Raw genomic sequence first — 15,462 nt, 5'->3', positions numbered from 1 at the left:
GCCAGTTTGATTCGCGCTTGAGTGATAAAATATCTGGTGAAAATACGGGGGCTTCGGCCCCCGTTTTTGTGTGCGATTGTCGCAAGATGATGCGTCAGTCATTCGTTAGCGGTGAAACTGTTTCTAAAATATCGACTATAGTTGGTATCGGTTGCAACTAAAGGAGGTAGTTCGTACTCTGCGAGTGCATTTTAGGGGACCGATCACAATGTTAGCGATCATGACTTTGCTGGGCCTTGCCAGCGTTTACAGCGTCTACACCTTGTTCGAAGAAGATGGCACTAACAATGAAGAAGAGGAGCCGCACAGCGGCGATCCCGATTTCATTGGATCCGCTGAGGGAACAGAGGGCGACGAACTCTTTCTGGGCAGCACCAGTGGCGACGATATTCTGGGTCGCGCTGGCGACGATACCATCAACGGTGGTGCCGGTGGTGACCTTATCCGCGGCGGCGTCGGTCGTGATCTGATCGATGGTGGCGCCGACAACGATGACCTGCGTGGCGGGTCCGGCGATGATAGCATCATGGGGAATACCGGCAACGACCGGTTGGTCGGCGATGACGGAAACGACACCCTGTCCGGCGGCGCCGGAACGGATGACTTGGCGGGTGGCGACGGCGATGACCAGCTGAGCGGTGGCGACAGCAACGATTTCCTGACTGGTGAGGCCGGTGCCGACACGCTGTTGGGCGAAGCAGGCAATGACACGCTGTATGGTGGCGCTGAAAATGATGCCTTGAACGGCGGCGCTGGCGTTGATCAGCTGTTTGGCGAAGGTGGCAATGACGTCTTGCTGGGCGAGGCGGGCAACGACACGCTGAACGGTGGCGATGGCAACGACCTGATTGATGGGGGCGATGACGTCGACTGGATCCTTGGTGGTTCCGGCAATGACTCGCTCGTTGGTGGTGCAGGAAATGACACCGTATCCGGCGGTCTGGGCAATGACCTGATCGAAGGTGGCGCAGGTTCTGACCAGCTGTCCGGCGACGAAGGCAATGATGCCATTCAGGGCTACCTGTCCTCAAACCCCGCTGATACTGGTTTCCGTAACAGCGATATTCTGGACCCTGACCAGCTCTTTGGTGGTGAAGGCAACGATACACTGCTGGCGGGTAGTGGGGATGAACTGCGCGGTGGCGAAGGCGCCGATATGTTTGCCCTGGGCACCTGGATTAACGAAGAGGTGCAGATCCGTGACTATGTTCGCGGTCAGGATGTGATCGTGTTGAACTATAACGCGGCTGACACCACGCCACCTGTTGTTACACTGCAAGAGGATCCGGATGCGGCTGGCGATGCACAGATCCTGATTGACGGGGATGTTGTGGCAACAGTGTCGGGCGCGTTTGGCACCTTGACGGTGGGCGATGTTGTGGTGTCCGCTGTTGATGGCTGGTTGGATGCACCAGAGTCCGATCCGGCCCCCACGCCCGATCCTGATCCGGCACCCACACCAGATCCTGATCCGGTGCCATCGACCTAAACACTGTGAGCATATCACAACAAAGCCGCCCGTCAGAAATGAGGGCGGCTTTCGTTTTTGTGGTCCAGTTTAGTGCGTTCCAGGGGGGGGGCACCGTTGCGGTTATTGACCCCGCATCCGTGCGCTACGCCCGCCACGTCGCTGTTTCAACAGGCTGGCGCGATTGGGTAGGTCCGCCATCACCTCACGCCGTGCTTCGGGCGTCATCCGGGACCAGTTGCCGATCTCATCCAGGCTACGGTGGCAGCCAGTGCAGATTTTGGCCTTGGGGTGGATCGCGCAGAGCTTCACGCAGGGGCTCTCGATCTCGTTGCGTTTCCAGACGTCGTCGCTCATTTGGGATCCTTCTTGCGGCGGCGGAGGGATGGGGCAGGGCGCCTTTGGGCGGCCCAGAGTTTCAGATGTTATAGATTGCGCAACCGATCAAGGAAGCCCTGAAGGATAAAAGAGGCCGCCACATTGTCGATTTTTTCGGCCCGTTTGGCGCGCGACGTATCCGCCTCGATCAGGGCGCGTTCGGCGGCCACGGTGGACAGGCGTTCGTCCCAGTAGCCAATTGGCAGATCGGTCAGCTGGCTAAGATTGCGGGCAAAGGCGCGGGTGGATTGGGCGCGCGGCCCTTCAGATCCGTCCATATTGCGTGGCAGACCAAGGAGGATGCCGCCGACCTGCCGGTCCTTGCAAATCTCCAATAGGCGCGCGGCATCGACACCAAATTTTTTGCGTTTGACCGTTTCAACGGGCGTCGCAACGGAACGCAACACATCAGACACCGCCACGCCAATCGTCTTGGTCCCCAGATCAAGGCCCATCAGTGGCTGCATTGGGGCCAGCGCGGCGGCCATTTCTTGTTCAGTTTCATAAATCATTGGCGCAATCCTGCGTTTTCGGCGGCGGCCTCGATCAGGCGCAGCGCCTCGGGGGAGGCGGCAAAAACCTGCAATGCCTCAGTATAGATCGCCTGAGCCTGTCCCACCTCATCCAGAACGCCATAGGCGCTGATCAGGCGCGCCCATTCCTCGGGTGTGCCGCCGTCTGTGGCCAGACGATCAGCGAGGCCAGCCACCATGCCACGGATCATTTCATTGCGTTCTTCGACGCTCATGTCCTGCGCAGCGCGGATTTGGTCGGCGTCTGGACCTGGCGCTGCATTCAACGGGGGCAGTTCATAGCGGATGCCTGCCTGCTGTGCGGCCGTTTCGATCTGGCCGCGGATCGGGGCGATCCAAGGCGCGTCTGCGGGGCCTTCCTTTAGCAGCGTGGACCAGATGCGAAACGCGCCATCAGGACGTCCGACCTGTGCAAACATCAGCCCCATGTAGTAGCGCGCAATCGGGTTTTGGCCGTCAGCCTTTAGGATGCGGCCCAGTACGCGCTCTGCCTCGGGGGAGACAAAGCCGCCAGCTGCCAGTACCATCAAATCGGCCAGATCAATCAGATCCTCGACCTGCGCATCGTTGCCAAGGACAGCGACGACCTGCTCTTGTGCCTTGCGTGCGGCCACAAAATTCCCAAGAGCAGCTTCATTGCGGGTCAGCAGGCGCAGGCCTTGCAGATCATTCGGGCGCTCAACCACAGCGGCGCGCAGTTGGGTCATCAGCAGTTTATATTCTTCGCTGATCTCTGTTTCTGGCGCGGTGGGGGTGGTGCGGGCCTCGACCTCTTCTTGGCTTGGGCGGTTGCGGCGAATGTCATCGGCCATCGCCAGACGATCCTTCAGCGCCAGATCTGGTACGTGCGGTGCGCCCAGATCGTTATAAAGGACAAATGCGCCACCAACGACAAACACCGTTGTTGCGACAGCCACAACTTTGCCCGCCATCGCAGGCTGGCCGCCGGTTTCGCCACCGGTTCGCAGTTGGGCATCAGCAGACAGGATGCGGCGCGAGATTTCGGCCTTGGTACGCTCGCCGTCCTCTGCGTTGATGACGCCGCGCGCCATATCTTTGTCGACCTCAGCCAGTTGGGCGCGGTAGACCTTCAGGTCATAGGCGGCAGGGGGTTCTGCGCCGGTGCGGCCACGCAACAGGGCGATTGCCATCAATAGGGACACGCCCAGAGCCAGGGCTGCGGTGATGATCCAGAACGTCATGTGGCCTCCTGCTGCAGTTCTCCGTGATGTAACGCTGCGCCCCCGCAGGCAAAAGGCTTAATTCACGCAAAATCGCCGTACAGCGCCGAGTTGTCGCAACTGTGAAGCACGGAAAACGTCCAAGGCTAGGACGGATTTGCAGGGAAAAATGCACTTTGCGACCCTCATGTCGCAACCGGACGGAAAAATGACGCTTGGAAACGGGGGGGCAGGGAACAGAGTCGGCATGAATACTGACAGAGTTTAATCCCCGGAATCGACGCGAAAGACGCCCCATGAAACGATATTCCGCCTTTGCTATCGCCCGCGAAGCCGCCCGCTACCATACGGGTTGGGAACGCGCCTGGGCCTCGCCCAAGCCCAAGAAGAAATACGATGTGATCATCGTCGGTGCCGGTGGGCACGGCCTGGCCACGGCGTATTATCTGGGTAAGAATTTCGGCATCACCAATGTCGCCGTCCTTGAAAAAGGCTGGCTGGGTGGTGGTAACACCGGCCGGAACACCACGATCATCCGGTCGAACTACCTGCAGGATCCGTCGGCGGCGATCTATGAAAAAGCGCGCTCGCTCTATGAGACCATGTCTCAGGACCTGAACTACAACGTCATGTTCAGCCCCCGTGGTGTGATCATGCTGGCGCAGACCGAACATGAGGTGCGTGGCTACCAGCGGACCGCCCACGCTAACGCCCTGCAAGGTGTAAAAACTGAATTCATCAGCCCCCAGAAGGTCAAGGAACTGGTGCCGATCATCAATCTGGATGGTCCGCGTTACCCCGTCCTTGGTGGCCTGTGGCAGGAACGCGGTGGCACCGCGCGTCACGACGCTGTTGCTTGGGGTTATGCCCGTGCTTGTTCGCAGATGGGCATGGACATCATTCAGAAATGCGAAGTGACCGGTGTGCGCAACGAAGGTGGCAAGGTTGTTGGTGTTGAAACCAACCAAGGCCCCATCGATTGCGACAAGCTGGGCATGGTTGTGGCTGGTCACGCCGGTGTGCTGGCTGAAAAAGCGGGCTTCCGTCTGCCTATTGAATCTCTGGCGCTGCAGGCGCTGGTGTCTGAACCGATCAAACCCTGTATGGATGTAGTTGTGATGGCCAACACCGTGCACGGCTACATGAGCCAGTCCGACAAGGGCGAAATGGTCATCGGCGGCGGCACCGACGGGTTCAACAACTACACCCAGCGTGGCTCCTACCACCACATTGAGGAAACCGTGCGCGCCCTCGTGGAAACCTTCCCGATGGTCAGCCGCCTGAAGATGCTGCGCCAGTGGGGCGGTATCGTGGATATGACCGGCGACCGTTCGCCCATCCTGTCGAAAGCGCCGATTGATGGCATTTTCGTCAACTGCGGCTGGGGCACCGGCGGCTTTAAAGCGATCCCTGGCTCCGGCTGGGCAATGGCAGAACTGATGGCCAAAGGCCACTCGCCGCTGGCCGAAGATTTTGGCCTTAACCGTTTCACCGAAGGCCGCTTCATCGACGAAAGCGTCGCGGCCGGCGTGGCCCACTAAGAAAGGTCTGGATCATGCTTATTCTTGAATGCCCCTACTGCGGCGTGCAATGCGAAGAAACCGAACTGCATGCCGACGGTGAAGCGCACCTGAAACGATTTGGTCCCGGCTCATCCGATGATGAGTTCGAAGGCTATCTGTTCCGTCGTGAAAACCCCAAAGGTGTTCACTTTGAACGCTGGCGGCACGTAAACGGCTGCGGCAAATATTTCCACGCGGCCCGCTGCACCGCGACGCTGGAAGTGTTTGGCACCTACAGCGCCCAAACGCTGGAACCGCCGAAAGACCTGCAAGACAAAATCAGCGCCAAACGTCCCGGTTGGACCTGGCGCGAGCTGAAAGGTGAAGGCTGAGATGCGCTTTACCGTTTCTGACAACTACGTAATCCCGGCCCACCTCGTGGCCAAGGAGGCTTTGACATGAGCACTCGTCTTTCATCAGGCGGCCGCCTTCTGAACAAGGGCAAGCAGATCAGCTTTGCCTTTAATGGCAAACAGTTTCAGGGGTTTGAGGGCGACACGCTGGCCTCGGCCCTGTTGGCAAACGACCAGATGCTGGTTGGCCGTTCGTTCAAATACCACCGTCCGCGTGGCATCGTCGCCTCTGGCGCCGAAGAGCCGAACGCGCTGGTTGGTCTGGGGATGGGCTCCAAGTTTGAGCCGAACCAACGCGCGACCACGACCGAACTGTTTGACGGTCTGAACTGCACCTCGCAGAACCACTGGCCGAGCCTTGAGTTCGACATTGGCGCGATCAACAATAAAATGGCGCGTTTCCTGCCCGCAGGTTTCTACTACAAAACCTTCATGGCACCTCGGGCGGCGTGGAAACACCTGTTCGAACCGATCGTGCGTCAGTCCGCCGGTCTGGGCGCTGCGCCCAAGGATCGCGATGCCGACCGCTATGAACACTACTATGCCTTCTTTGACGTTGTCGTCATTGGTGGCGGTGTTGCTGGTCTGCAATCTGCGCTGGCCGCAGCCAAAGCAGGCGCCAAGGTTCTGCTGATGGAACAGACCGCCCATTGGGGTGGCCGCGCACCGGTTGACGGTGGCTCCATCGATGGTGCACCGGTTGATGATTTCATCGCCGCCGCACTGGCCGAACTGAAGGGCATGGAAAACGTCACCCTGCGCACCCGTATGATGGGTTCGGGCGTTTACGATCACGGCTACATGCTGGGTTATGAACGTCTGACCGATCATACCCCCGACATGGCTGGCCCGCGTCACCGCCTGTGGCGCATCCGTGCGAAACAGATCGTGACCGCAACCGGCGCCATCGAACGTCCTCTGTCCTTTGCTGGCAACGACATCCCCGGCGTCATGCTGGCCGGTGCGCTGCGCGACTATGTGGTGAACTACGGCGTGTCCGCCGGTGACCGTGTGGTTGTTGTAACCAACAACGACGACGCCTACCGCACCGCTCTGGCGCTGAAGGAACACGGTCTTGAGGTTCCGGTTCTGCTGGACGCTCGCCCCGAAGGCGCAGGCGCACTGGCTGATGAGGCCCGCGCCGCCGGCATCCGCGTCGAAAACGGCAAAGCCATCGCCAAAGTGCAAGGTGGCAAGCGCGTCACCGGTGTGGCGATCTGCAACCAGTCGGGCGAAGGCGCGGTGCTGGAAGAGATCGCAGCAGACGCTGTTGCCATGTCCGGTGGTTGGTCCCCCGTTGTGCACCTGTGGTCGCACTGTGGCGGTAAACTGACCTGGGACGATGCGCAGGCGCATTTCCGCCCCGACAACAGCCGCCCGCCGCTGGGTGCTGACGGTCAGGGCTTCGTCAAGGTGGCCGGTGCCGCCAACGGCGAATTTGGCCTGAACGCCATCATGGCAGACGCAACCGCTGTTGGCATCGCCGCTGCCGAGGCCGCAGGCATCACCGCCGCGACCAAACTGGCCGCACCTGCCGCTGAAAGCGCAGCAGAGGCAAACCCCGCCGCTGTTTGGCTGATGCCGCAAGGCGCCGGTCCGGCCCTGCGCATGAAAGCGTTCCTTGACTATCAGAACGACGTAAAAGTCTCTGACGTCATGCTGGCTGCGCAAGAAGGCTATGAAAGCGTTGAACATACCAAGCGTTACACCACGCTGGGCATGGCAACCGATCAGGGCAAACTGTCCAACATCAACGGTCTGGCCACGCTGGCACACTCGTTGAACGTGGACATCCCGCAGGTCGGCACCACCACCTTCCGTCCGCCCTACACCCCGATCTCGCTGGGCGCGATCGCCGGTGAAGCGCGCGACGAAATCTTCCAGCCGCTGCGTCGCACGCCGATCCACGACTGGCACGAAGAGCAGGGTGCCTTCTTTGAACCTGTTGGCCACTGGCGTCGTCCCTACTGCTTCCCGCGCAAGGGTGAAACCCATGCTCAAGCGGTTAGCCGTGAGATCAACCAGACCCGTGAAGCGCTGGGTCTGCTCGATGCCTCCACGCTGGGTAAGATCATCGTCAAGGGCCCCGATGCGGGCAAATTCCTCGACATGCTCTACACCAACATGATGTCGACGCTGAAACCGGGCAAATGCCGCTACGGTCTGATGTGTAACGAAAACGGCTTCCTCGTGGATGACGGTGTTGTTGCGCGCATCGACGAAGACACCTTCCTGTGCCACACCACCACCGGCGGTGCGGACCGTATCCACGGCCACATGGAAGACTGGCTGCAGTGCGAGTGGTGGGACTGGAAAGTCTACACTGCAAACGTCACCGAAGAGTACGCCCAGATCGCCGTCGTTGGCCCGAAAGCCCGCGAAGTGCTTGAAAAGCTTGGCGGCATGGATGTGTCCAAAGAGGGCCTGAAGTTCATGGAATGGGCGGATGGCGAACTGGCGGGTATCCCTGTGCGGGCCTACCGGATCTCCTTCTCGGGCGAGTTGTCCTACGAAATCGCGGTTCCGGCGTCGCTGGGTCGTGCGCTGTGGGACAAGCTGCTGGAAGCGGGCGCTGAGTTCAACGTCATGCCCTACGGCACCGAGGCACTGCACGTGATGCGGGCTGAAAAAGGCTTCATCATGATTGGTGATGAAACCGACGGCACCGTGATCCCGCAGGATCTGAACATGCAGTGGGCGATCTCGAAGAAGAAAGAGGACTTCCTCGGCAAACGTGCGCAGATGCGGACCCACATGGCCGATCCGAACCGCTGGAAACTGGTGGGTCTGGAAACGCTGGATGGTTCGGTTCTGCCCGATGGCGCCTATGTGCCGGCTGGTGGCACCAACGCCAACGGTCAGCGCAACACCCAAGGTCGCGTGACATCCACCTACCATTCGCCGACGCTGGGCAAAGGCATCGCGATGGCACTGGTTCACAACGGCCCGGATCGCATGGGCGAGGTGCTGGAGATCCCCGGCACTGATGGCAAAACCTACAAGGCGCGGATCTGTGATCCGGTCTTCTACGACAAGGACGGGGAGAAGCAGAATGTCTGAGGCTCTGCTGCAATCGGCGCTGAACGGCGCACACTCTGACGGGTTTGTCCGGGTAGAGGAACTGGGCGTGCAGGGGATGATCACCCTGCGCGGCGACTTCGCCAGCGCGGGCTTTGCCGCTGCGGTGGAAAAGGTGACCGGTCTGGCACTGCCTGCGCAGCGCAAGATCTCCATCGGTGAAAACGCCACCGTGGCATGGATGTCGCCGGACGAACTGCTGGTTCTGGTGGACTATGCGAGCGTTGACGCAACTGTTGCCGCCCTGACCGAAGGTCTGGCTGGTGAACATGCGCTGGTGGCCAACGTGTCCGACGCGCGTGCTTTCTTCCGCCTGTCGGGCGATGATGGCGCGGTGCGTGACGTGATGGCCAAGGTGGCACCGGTTGATTTCAGCCCCGAAGCCTTCGGTCCCGGCGATATCCGCCGTACCCGTCTGGCACAGGTGGCTGGCGCCTTCTGGTCGCCTGAACCCGGTGTGATGCAGGTGATCTGCTTCCGCTCGGTCGCGCAATATGCCTTTGATCTGCTGCGTATCTCTTCTGAGACCGGCGGCGAGGTTGGCCATCTGGGCTGATCCGCACGCAACGTAAAGACATTGAGAGCGCCCGCAACAACAACTGTTGCGGGCGTTTCTTCTTGTGCTGTGCATCTTTTTCGGGTTTTTTGGCGCTTAAAATTGCCATTAGATTGAATGTGATATGTCCAAGAACTTTCTAGCGCCTCATTTGTTCTCAGCTTCTTTGCTTTTGGCGGCATCTGTGGCTGCCCCTGTGGCCGCTGAAACCACCACCCTTGTTTGCAAAGTGTCCAATACCAAGGAAAAGGGCTGGATCACCCCTGAGTACCATTTCCGCTATACCGACGGAAAAATCGATGCGTTGGTGCTTGACCCACTGACCGCGTACGTCAACGACGGTGAGCCGAGCCAGGCCAAATTGGTCGCAAACAATGACCGGCGCGCGACCTTTGATTGGGTGGTGGATACCGTTTCTGGCAGTGGCCAGACCGTCCGCATGGTTTATTCAGCGACCTACAAAAAGACGAATGACAAGTTCAAAGTGGTCGCCCGCCCGCGTGACTATAAAAACAGTTTCAGCCGGTCTGGAACCTGCGAACGTCGCTGATCTATATGCGAGTGATCACGCCTTAGGGCGCTGAACTTATGAACTTATCTCCGCGATAGTTATTCGATCGTGCCTAGCCTTGCTGTTTGAAGCGTAAGGTTCTGCACGCATGGATTGTGAATGTACGAATGAGGAAAATAAATTGAATACATTTTTGAAGTGTTTGGTTGTTGGCGCAGTTGCGGCGTTGCCGACCGTATCGCAGGCGGCCAAAACCAAAGCGCCCATCGAAATGCACTGCAAGGTGAAAGGCGCCGAGCCTGGTGATTGGATTTCCCCGGATATTCTGGTGCAATGGACCCCCGGTTCCAATAACGCGAAAGTTTATGATCTGGTCATCGATCATTTTTTCGGTGAACCGATTGATGCCAAGGTGATCCGTGATGACAAGAAAATCCTGTCGGTTGACTGGGTGTTGCGCAACATCAGGGAACCGGATGGGTTTACCGTAGATGTTTTCACCTACAATCTGAGGTTCAACAAACGGACCCAAAAGGCGACTTTTAATGCGCGGCCGAATGACTTTCTGAACACCTTCGGTGGGCGCGGTACCTGCGTCGAAGTTAGCGAATAACTGCGCCACCTAGGCGCGGACGCTAAACACACCGTGATTGTTTGGATTTATGTAGGAATATCATCCGTTGTCCTTGACCTTTCGGCGTGAGTTGTCACATCTAGGGCCAACGGAAACCGCACTAGAACAGGGAGCATCCCCATGGCATTCGAACTTCCCGACCTTCCTTACGCTCACGACGCGCTGGCCGATCTGGGCATGTCTGCAGAGACGCTGGAATACCACCACGACCTGCACCACAACGCCTATGTTGTGAACGGCAACAAGCTGATCGAAGGCACCGAATGGGCCGACAAATCGATGGAAGAGATCATCACCGGCACCTACGACGCCAACGCGGTTGCACAGAACGGTATCTTCAACAACATTTCGCAGCTGTGGAACCACAACCAGTTCTGGGAAATGATGGGCCCGCAGGGCAACGCCATGCCCGGCGAACTGGAAAAAGCCATCGTTGAAAGCTTTGGGTCGGTTGACGCCTTCAAATCCGAATTTACTGCCGCTGGCGCAGGTCAGTTCGGTTCCGGCTGGTGCTGGCTGGTGAAGGACACCGATGGTGGCCTGAAAGTGACCAAAACCGAAAACGGCGTGAACCCGCTGTGCTTCGGCCAGACCGCGCTGCTGGGTTGTGATGTTTGGGAACACTCCTACTACATCGACTTCCGCAACAAACGTCCTGCTTACCTGGATAACTTCCTGAACAAGCTGGTGAACTGGGAAAACGTCGCTTCGCGTCTGGGCTAAGCCCTCTCTCAATTCGGCAAGACACGAACCTGCGGTCCATCTGGATCGCAGGTTTTTTTATGTGCGCTGGATAGGCAGGGAATGTGCATGAAGTATACTTGATAAAAAAACTAGGTTAATCATATTGGCTGCAGAACGCGCAGTGAAACAGGATTAGACTATGGCCACCTCTTCGAAATCAAACGCCCCTCGTCAGGCAGTTGTGCATGCAGTGTCGCATGTGACGCCCAACATGTACCGCATCACCTTTGGTGGGGCAGGGCTGGCGGATTTTCCAGCCGGGTGTGAGGGGGGGTATATCAAACTGATCTTCCCTGATGCGCCACGGGCCAACCCCGACCGACCTGTGATGCGCACCTATTCGATCCGCGCCCATGATGTGGCGGCGGGCGAGATTACCGTTGATTTCGCCCTGCATGGGGACAACGGCGGGTTGGCCACCGATTGGGCGCTCAAGGCGGCGCCGGGTGATACCATTGCCATCGGCGGTCCGGGCACCATCAAAATGATTGATCCAGCGGCTGATCCCGCCCCGGATTGGTACCTGATCGTAGGCGACATGACCGCGATCCCAGCACTGATGTGCAACATCGAACGCCTGCCCGAAACCGCGCAGGGTGATGTGGTGGTCGAGGTCACCAGTGAGGCTGACAAACAGCCTATGGATCTGCCTGCTGGAATGACCGTGCACTGGGTCGTGAACCCGCAACCAGATCAACTGAACGGCGCCTTGGTCGCAGCGATCAAAGAACTGCCTTGGCGGCAGGGGCGTCCTTTTGTGTGGACGGCGTGCGAATTTGACAGCATGCGCGTCCTGCGCAGCTATTACCGCACTGACCGCGGACTAGCGCGCGATCAGTTCTATTTGTCCAGCTACTGGCGCGCAGGCCGGACCGAGGATCAGCACAAAACCGACAAGGCGAAGGACAGCGCGTCGGATCAGCCAGCAGCCGTTCCAGCCTGACGCGCAAACCTGCGGTGCGCCTATTTGCGGTGACTACGGGGCTGCGGCAATGCCTCTTGCGATTTGGCAGCACCGCGCCGATTGTGGCGCGGTGAACCAGATGGATAGGGGGGATGATGTCAGAGACGAAATCAGGTGTGCTGGCACTGATCACCGCCTGTGTGATCTGGGGGCTGTCAGGGCTGTTTTACAAACAGCTGGACCATGTTCCCCCGCTTGAGGTTCTGGCGCACCGTACGCTTTGGTCCTGCGTTTTCTTCGCGTTGGTGTTGGCGGCTCAGGGGCGGTTGGCGGATCTGCCTGCGGTGCTGCGGCAACCGAGGCAGGTGTTGGTGCTGGCTGTGGCGGCACTGATGATTGCAGCGAACTGGTTCCTGTTCATTTTTTCCGTTCAGGTTGGCAAGGCGACAGAGGCATCGCTTGGCTATTACATCTTTCCGCTGGTGTCGGTTCTGCTGGGCGTCGTGTTTTTCCGCGAACGGTTGGGGCGGGTGCAAGGCATTGCGGTCGCGCTGGCCGCGCTGGCGGTGATTGTGTTGACCATCGGATTGGGGGTCGCGCCGTGGGTTTCGCTGATTATTGCGCTGACCTTTGGGCTTTATGGGGTGATCAAGAAACGCTTACCGCTTGGTCCGGTGCTATCGGTAATGGTCGAGGTGCTATTGCTGAGCCCGATCGCCATCGTTGTGTTGCTGTTCGCCTGGCGTGATGGTGGGGCGCCATTGGGCAATGGGGCAGGGGATCTGGCGCTGCTGATCATATCAGGCCCGTTGACCGCGACGCCGCTGATTCTGTTTTCCTATGCGACCAAGCGCGTGCAACTGGCCACGGTCGGACTGGTGCAATACCTGAACCCGACCCTGCAGTTTCTGGTGGCGACTGTGGTGTTTGCCGAACCGTTTGGGTTCTGGCATGCGGTGGCCTTCCCGCTGATCTGGACGGCACTGGCGCTTTATAGCGGGGCAAGCCTTTGGCAGGCGCGCCGCAAAACGCCATCTACGCCCTGAGTGTGCCCCCGCGCCGCATAGCACGGGGCGCGTGCGGGTCATTCCACCTTGGGCAAGGCGCTCTTTAATCCGGCAACCAGCTCGTCAGTATCGGCAACCGCGCGGATTAGTTCGCGCAAACTTTGATCGGCAAACCCATGATCGATCACATGTTCAATCAGTGCCAGAAGCGGATCCCAGAACCCGTTGGTGTTCAAAAGGAAAATCGGCTTTTGGTGTAGTTGCAGCTGACGCCATGTCAGAACTTCGAAAAACTCATCCAGTGATCCAGCACCACCGGGCAACACCACGATGGCGTCGCAGTTCATGAACATCACCTTTTTGCGTTCGTGCATGTTTTCGGTGACAACAAAGCGCGACAGATCGGTTTTGCCGACCTCGGCCTGTAGCAGATGGGTTGGGATCACCCCAAAGGTATCACCACCTGCGTCCTGCGCGGCGCGCGCAACGGTTCCCATTAGGCCCACATCACCAGCGCCATAAACCAGCCGCCAGTTGTTGTGCGCTAACGCCGTGCCCACGTTGTGTGCTGCCTCGGCATAGGCCGTGTCATTCCCGGAACGTGCGCCACAAAAGACGCAGACAGAAGGGGTAATCATCTTGATTTTCCTCGGCTAATCGTGCTTGTGACCCTGATAGCCTTGAAAAAAGGGCAGCTCAACCGCGTGGATGGGGGAATTTGTCCCACGGTGTAATGCGCGGACCGGCCTCGTTAAGGGCCACTGGGGGAAGGAAGACCAATGACCAAGGAAACAGGGACCAGCACAACCCAAACGCTTGCCTACGGTGCCGGGGCGTTGATCGCGCTGTTGCTGGCGCTTTACGGGCTGGGGGTGTTTGATCAGAATGATACCGCCGTCGAAGAGGCAGAGGTGCAATCCGATGTCGCCACCGAAGCGGCACCTGCGCAGCCCGCATCGACCGAACCTGAGGCACCCACTGCTGAAGCGGTCCAAGATGAAGCGGCCGCAGCAAACGACGCGCCGCAGGGCGATGTCGCAAATGCCGCGGATGTGCAGGGCGACGGCGCTGCTGTTGAACCCACCGAGGCCGCCGAAGAACCCGCAGCTGATCCAAAGGCGGCGGATGTGTCACCCGCTGGTGAGGTTGCCGCAGCTGACGAGGGTGCAGCCTCTCCCGCGACCACTGCACTAGAAGGTGCGGCAGAGGGCGAAACAGCGTCGGACGCCAACGCCGCCGCCACGAACGCAACCGTTTTAGAGAACACCTCTGATGCGGCAGTGGAAACCCCGGCGGAAGTGGTCGCAGCGCCTGTCGAAACCACAGTTGCTGACCTGTCGCCCACGTTTGACGTGGTGCGTGTCGAAGCGGATGGGAACATGCAGATCGCTGGCGAAGCACCCGGTGGGGCCACGCTGGAGGTTCTGCTGGATGACACCGTGATCGAGTCCTTGATTGTGGGCGATGATGGAAAGTTCGCAGCCTTCCTTACCTTGACGCCTTCGGACCAGCCCCGCGCAATGGCGCTGCAGCTGCGTGATGGTGACAAGGTCATGCGCTCTGCCGAGCAGGTGATCATCGCGCCGATTGCGGCGCCAGTTGTTGTCGCAGAGGCAACGACGGAATCCGCTGCAGCAACCAGCGAAGATACTCAGCAGGGCACGACCGTTACGGCGCCTGCCTCAGAAGAGCAGAGCGTTGCTGATGCGGCGAACGATACCGCCGCGGAACAATCCGCGACGGAAACGGCCACTGCTGTAGAAGAGGCTACTTCGGAAACGGCAGCAAACGCACCTGAAGAGGGGGCAGCCGATGCCACCCCCAGCGCGCCTGCGGTGATCATTGCGGGGCAAGATGGTGTGAAGGTCATTCAACCCGCTGCCGAAGCGCCGGAAGGTGGCTTGATGCTGGATGCGATCAGCTATGGTGCCGCTGGCGAGGTTGAACTGGCCGGACGGGGCACCGCCGGTGCCTTCCTGCGCGTCTACCTCAACAACGCGGTTGTGGCAGAGGGGACGGTGGGACAGGATGCGCGCTGGTCTCTGATGTTGGCCGATGTCGCGCCCGGCACCTATACCCTGCGCATTGATCAGCTGGATGAGGACGGCGTGGTGACAGCGCGTGTTGAAACCCCGTTCAAACGCGAAGCTCCCGAAGCAGTCGCAGCAGCGGCGGGTGGCAATGACAATTCCGACACCGAGGGTGCGCCACAAACAGCGCCAGTGCGGGTCGTCACCGTACAGCCGGGCAATACCCTTTGGGCGATTGCGCGCGACGCTTACGGTGACGGTATCCTTTATGTGCGGGTGTTTGAGGCAAACCGCAGCCTGATCCGCAACCCGGATCTGATCTACCCGGGTCAGATCTTTACCGTTCCGGAGTAATTGGGCCAGCGTAATTGGGCCTGAGTAAATTGGGCCTGAGTAAACTGGGCCGAAACAACACATGTTCAAAGCCGCGCACCCCCCTGTGCGCGGCTTTTTACGTCTTTCCCCTAGCCGTAGCGCGGCCACACAACTATGTGATCTCCTTAGCCGCGCGGCAGCCCTGCCT

The 15,462-nt window shown here is 59.2% G+C and carries 15 protein-coding genes; 11 read left to right on the top strand and 4 right to left on the bottom strand.

What is annotated here, in order from left to right; translation table 11 throughout:
* The first annotated feature begins 208 nt into the window (after nucleotides 1-208).
* Nucleotides 209-1,489, top strand: a complete 1,281-nt coding sequence (locus TM5383_RS17085; protein WP_058318981.1) for a calcium-binding protein — start codon at nucleotides 209-211, stop codon at nucleotides 1,487-1,489.
* A gap of 102 nt (nucleotides 1,490-1,591) precedes the next feature.
* Here the strand turns inward: TM5383_RS17085 and TM5383_RS10420 are convergent, their stop codons facing one another.
* The 3 genes from TM5383_RS10420 to ccmI form a co-directional block, all read right to left on the bottom strand.
* Entirely contained in the window at nucleotides 1,592-1,825 is a 234-nt protein-coding gene (locus TM5383_RS10420; RefSeq protein WP_058318980.1) for a DUF1289 domain-containing protein, read from the bottom strand.
* A gap of 68 nt (nucleotides 1,826-1,893) precedes the next feature.
* Nucleotides 1,894-2,358, bottom strand: coding sequence for a Holliday junction resolvase RuvX (gene ruvX, locus TM5383_RS10415; RefSeq protein ID WP_058318979.1), 465 nt, complete (start codon nucleotides 2,356-2,358; stop codon nucleotides 1,894-1,896).
* Complete coding sequence (ccmI, locus tag TM5383_RS10410) at nucleotides 2,355-3,581, bottom strand: c-type cytochrome biogenesis protein CcmI (protein WP_058318978.1); 1,227 nt, start codon at nucleotides 3,579-3,581, stop codon at nucleotides 2,355-2,357. Before ccmI ends, ruvX begins: the two co-directional genes overlap by 4 nt.
* 275 nt (nucleotides 3,582-3,856) lie before the next feature.
* On the opposite strand from ccmI, the gene TM5383_RS10405 reads away from it, so the two are divergent.
* From TM5383_RS10405 to rarD, 9 genes are all read left to right on the top strand, one after another.
* Nucleotides 3,857-5,101: a sarcosine oxidase subunit beta family protein gene (locus TM5383_RS10405; protein WP_058318977.1), complete on the top strand. Its 1,245-nt coding sequence runs from the start codon at nucleotides 3,857-3,859 to the stop codon at nucleotides 5,099-5,101.
* Nucleotides 5,102-5,115: 14 nt separating this feature from the next.
* Nucleotides 5,116-5,454, top strand: coding sequence for a sarcosine oxidase subunit delta (locus TM5383_RS10400; RefSeq protein ID WP_058318976.1), 339 nt, complete (start codon nucleotides 5,116-5,118; stop codon nucleotides 5,452-5,454).
* Nucleotides 5,455-5,520: 66 nt separating this feature from the next.
* Nucleotides 5,521-8,535 carry a sarcosine oxidase subunit alpha family protein gene (locus TM5383_RS10395; protein ID WP_058318975.1) on the top strand — a complete coding sequence of 1,005 codons (3,015 nt, stop codon included), beginning with the start codon at nucleotides 5,521-5,523 and terminating at the stop codon, nucleotides 8,533-8,535.
* Entirely contained in the window at nucleotides 8,528-9,109 is a 582-nt protein-coding gene (locus tag TM5383_RS10390) for a sarcosine oxidase subunit gamma (RefSeq protein WP_058318974.1), read from the top strand. Before TM5383_RS10395 ends, TM5383_RS10390 begins: the two co-directional genes overlap by 8 nt.
* Nucleotides 9,110-9,305: 196 nt before the next feature.
* On the top strand, nucleotides 9,306-9,659 hold the full coding sequence (locus tag TM5383_RS10385) for a hypothetical protein (protein WP_143570211.1): 354 nt from the start codon (nucleotides 9,306-9,308) through the stop codon (nucleotides 9,657-9,659).
* Between the two features lie 142 nt (nucleotides 9,660-9,801).
* Nucleotides 9,802-10,233: a hypothetical protein gene (locus tag TM5383_RS10380; protein WP_143570212.1), complete on the top strand. Its 432-nt coding sequence runs from the start codon at nucleotides 9,802-9,804 to the stop codon at nucleotides 10,231-10,233.
* A 141-nt stretch (nucleotides 10,234-10,374) separates the two neighbouring features.
* Nucleotides 10,375-10,977, top strand: a complete 603-nt coding sequence (locus TM5383_RS10375) for a superoxide dismutase (protein ID WP_058318971.1) — start codon at nucleotides 10,375-10,377, stop codon at nucleotides 10,975-10,977.
* 160 nt (nucleotides 10,978-11,137) lie between these two features.
* On the top strand, nucleotides 11,138-11,941 hold the full coding sequence (locus TM5383_RS10370; RefSeq protein ID WP_058318970.1) for a siderophore-interacting protein: 804 nt from the start codon (nucleotides 11,138-11,140) through the stop codon (nucleotides 11,939-11,941).
* Nucleotides 11,942-12,057: 116 nt separating this feature from the next.
* On the top strand, nucleotides 12,058-12,948 hold the full coding sequence (rarD, locus tag TM5383_RS10365) for an EamA family transporter RarD (RefSeq protein ID WP_058319069.1): 891 nt from the start codon (nucleotides 12,058-12,060) through the stop codon (nucleotides 12,946-12,948).
* A 38-nt stretch (nucleotides 12,949-12,986) separates the two neighbouring features.
* Here rarD and TM5383_RS10360 read toward each other — a convergent pair whose 3' ends face one another.
* On the bottom strand, nucleotides 12,987-13,547 hold the full coding sequence (locus TM5383_RS10360) for an LOG family protein (RefSeq protein ID WP_058318969.1): 561 nt from the start codon (nucleotides 13,545-13,547) through the stop codon (nucleotides 12,987-12,989).
* Between the two features lie 141 nt (nucleotides 13,548-13,688).
* Here TM5383_RS10360 and TM5383_RS10355 point away from each other — a divergent pair, with 141 nt between their 5' ends.
* Complete coding sequence (locus TM5383_RS10355; RefSeq protein ID WP_058318968.1) at nucleotides 13,689-15,293, top strand: LysM peptidoglycan-binding domain-containing protein; 1,605 nt, start codon at nucleotides 13,689-13,691, stop codon at nucleotides 15,291-15,293.
* Nucleotides 15,294-15,462 lie beyond the last annotated feature (169 nt).

Source organism: Thalassovita mediterranea, assembly GCF_001458435.1.
GTDB lineage: Bacteria > Pseudomonadota > Alphaproteobacteria > Rhodobacterales > Rhodobacteraceae > Thalassobius > Thalassobius mediterraneus.
The sequence above is the reverse complement of the archived record's forward strand: the minus strand, read 5'-3'. Positions and strand labels throughout refer to the sequence as shown.

What these genes read in the sequence shown, in the direction of transcription:
- rarD (WP_058319069.1), top strand. Translation starts at nt 12,058, where the DNA reads ATGTCAGAGACGAAATCAGGTGTGCTGGCACTGATCACCGCCTGTGTG.
- TM5383_RS10360 (WP_058318969.1), bottom strand. Translation starts at nt 13,547, where the DNA reads ATGATTACCCCTTCTGTCTGCGTCTTTTGTGGCGCACGTTCCGGGAAT.
- ccmI (WP_058318978.1), bottom strand. Translation starts at nt 3,581, where the DNA reads ATGACGTTCTGGATCATCACCGCAGCCCTGGCTCTGGGCGTGTCCCTA.
- TM5383_RS10405 (WP_058318977.1), top strand. Translation starts at nt 3,857, where the DNA reads ATGAAACGATATTCCGCCTTTGCTATCGCCCGCGAAGCCGCCCGCTAC.
- TM5383_RS17085 (WP_058318981.1), top strand. Translation starts at nt 209, where the DNA reads ATGTTAGCGATCATGACTTTGCTGGGCCTTGCCAGCGTTTACAGCGTC.
- TM5383_RS10375 (WP_058318971.1), top strand. Translation starts at nt 10,375, where the DNA reads ATGGCATTCGAACTTCCCGACCTTCCTTACGCTCACGACGCGCTGGCC.
- TM5383_RS10390 (WP_058318974.1), top strand. Translation starts at nt 8,528, where the DNA reads ATGTCTGAGGCTCTGCTGCAATCGGCGCTGAACGGCGCACACTCTGAC.
- TM5383_RS10420 (WP_058318980.1), bottom strand. Translation starts at nt 1,825, where the DNA reads ATGAGCGACGACGTCTGGAAACGCAACGAGATCGAGAGCCCCTGCGTG.
- TM5383_RS10355 (WP_058318968.1), top strand. Translation starts at nt 13,689, where the DNA reads ATGACCAAGGAAACAGGGACCAGCACAACCCAAACGCTTGCCTACGGT.
- TM5383_RS10370 (WP_058318970.1), top strand. Translation starts at nt 11,138, where the DNA reads ATGGCCACCTCTTCGAAATCAAACGCCCCTCGTCAGGCAGTTGTGCAT.
- TM5383_RS10400 (WP_058318976.1), top strand. Translation starts at nt 5,116, where the DNA reads ATGCTTATTCTTGAATGCCCCTACTGCGGCGTGCAATGCGAAGAAACC.
- TM5383_RS10395 (WP_058318975.1), top strand. Translation starts at nt 5,521, where the DNA reads ATGAGCACTCGTCTTTCATCAGGCGGCCGCCTTCTGAACAAGGGCAAG.
- ruvX (WP_058318979.1), bottom strand. Translation starts at nt 2,358, where the DNA reads ATGATTTATGAAACTGAACAAGAAATGGCCGCCGCGCTGGCCCCAATG.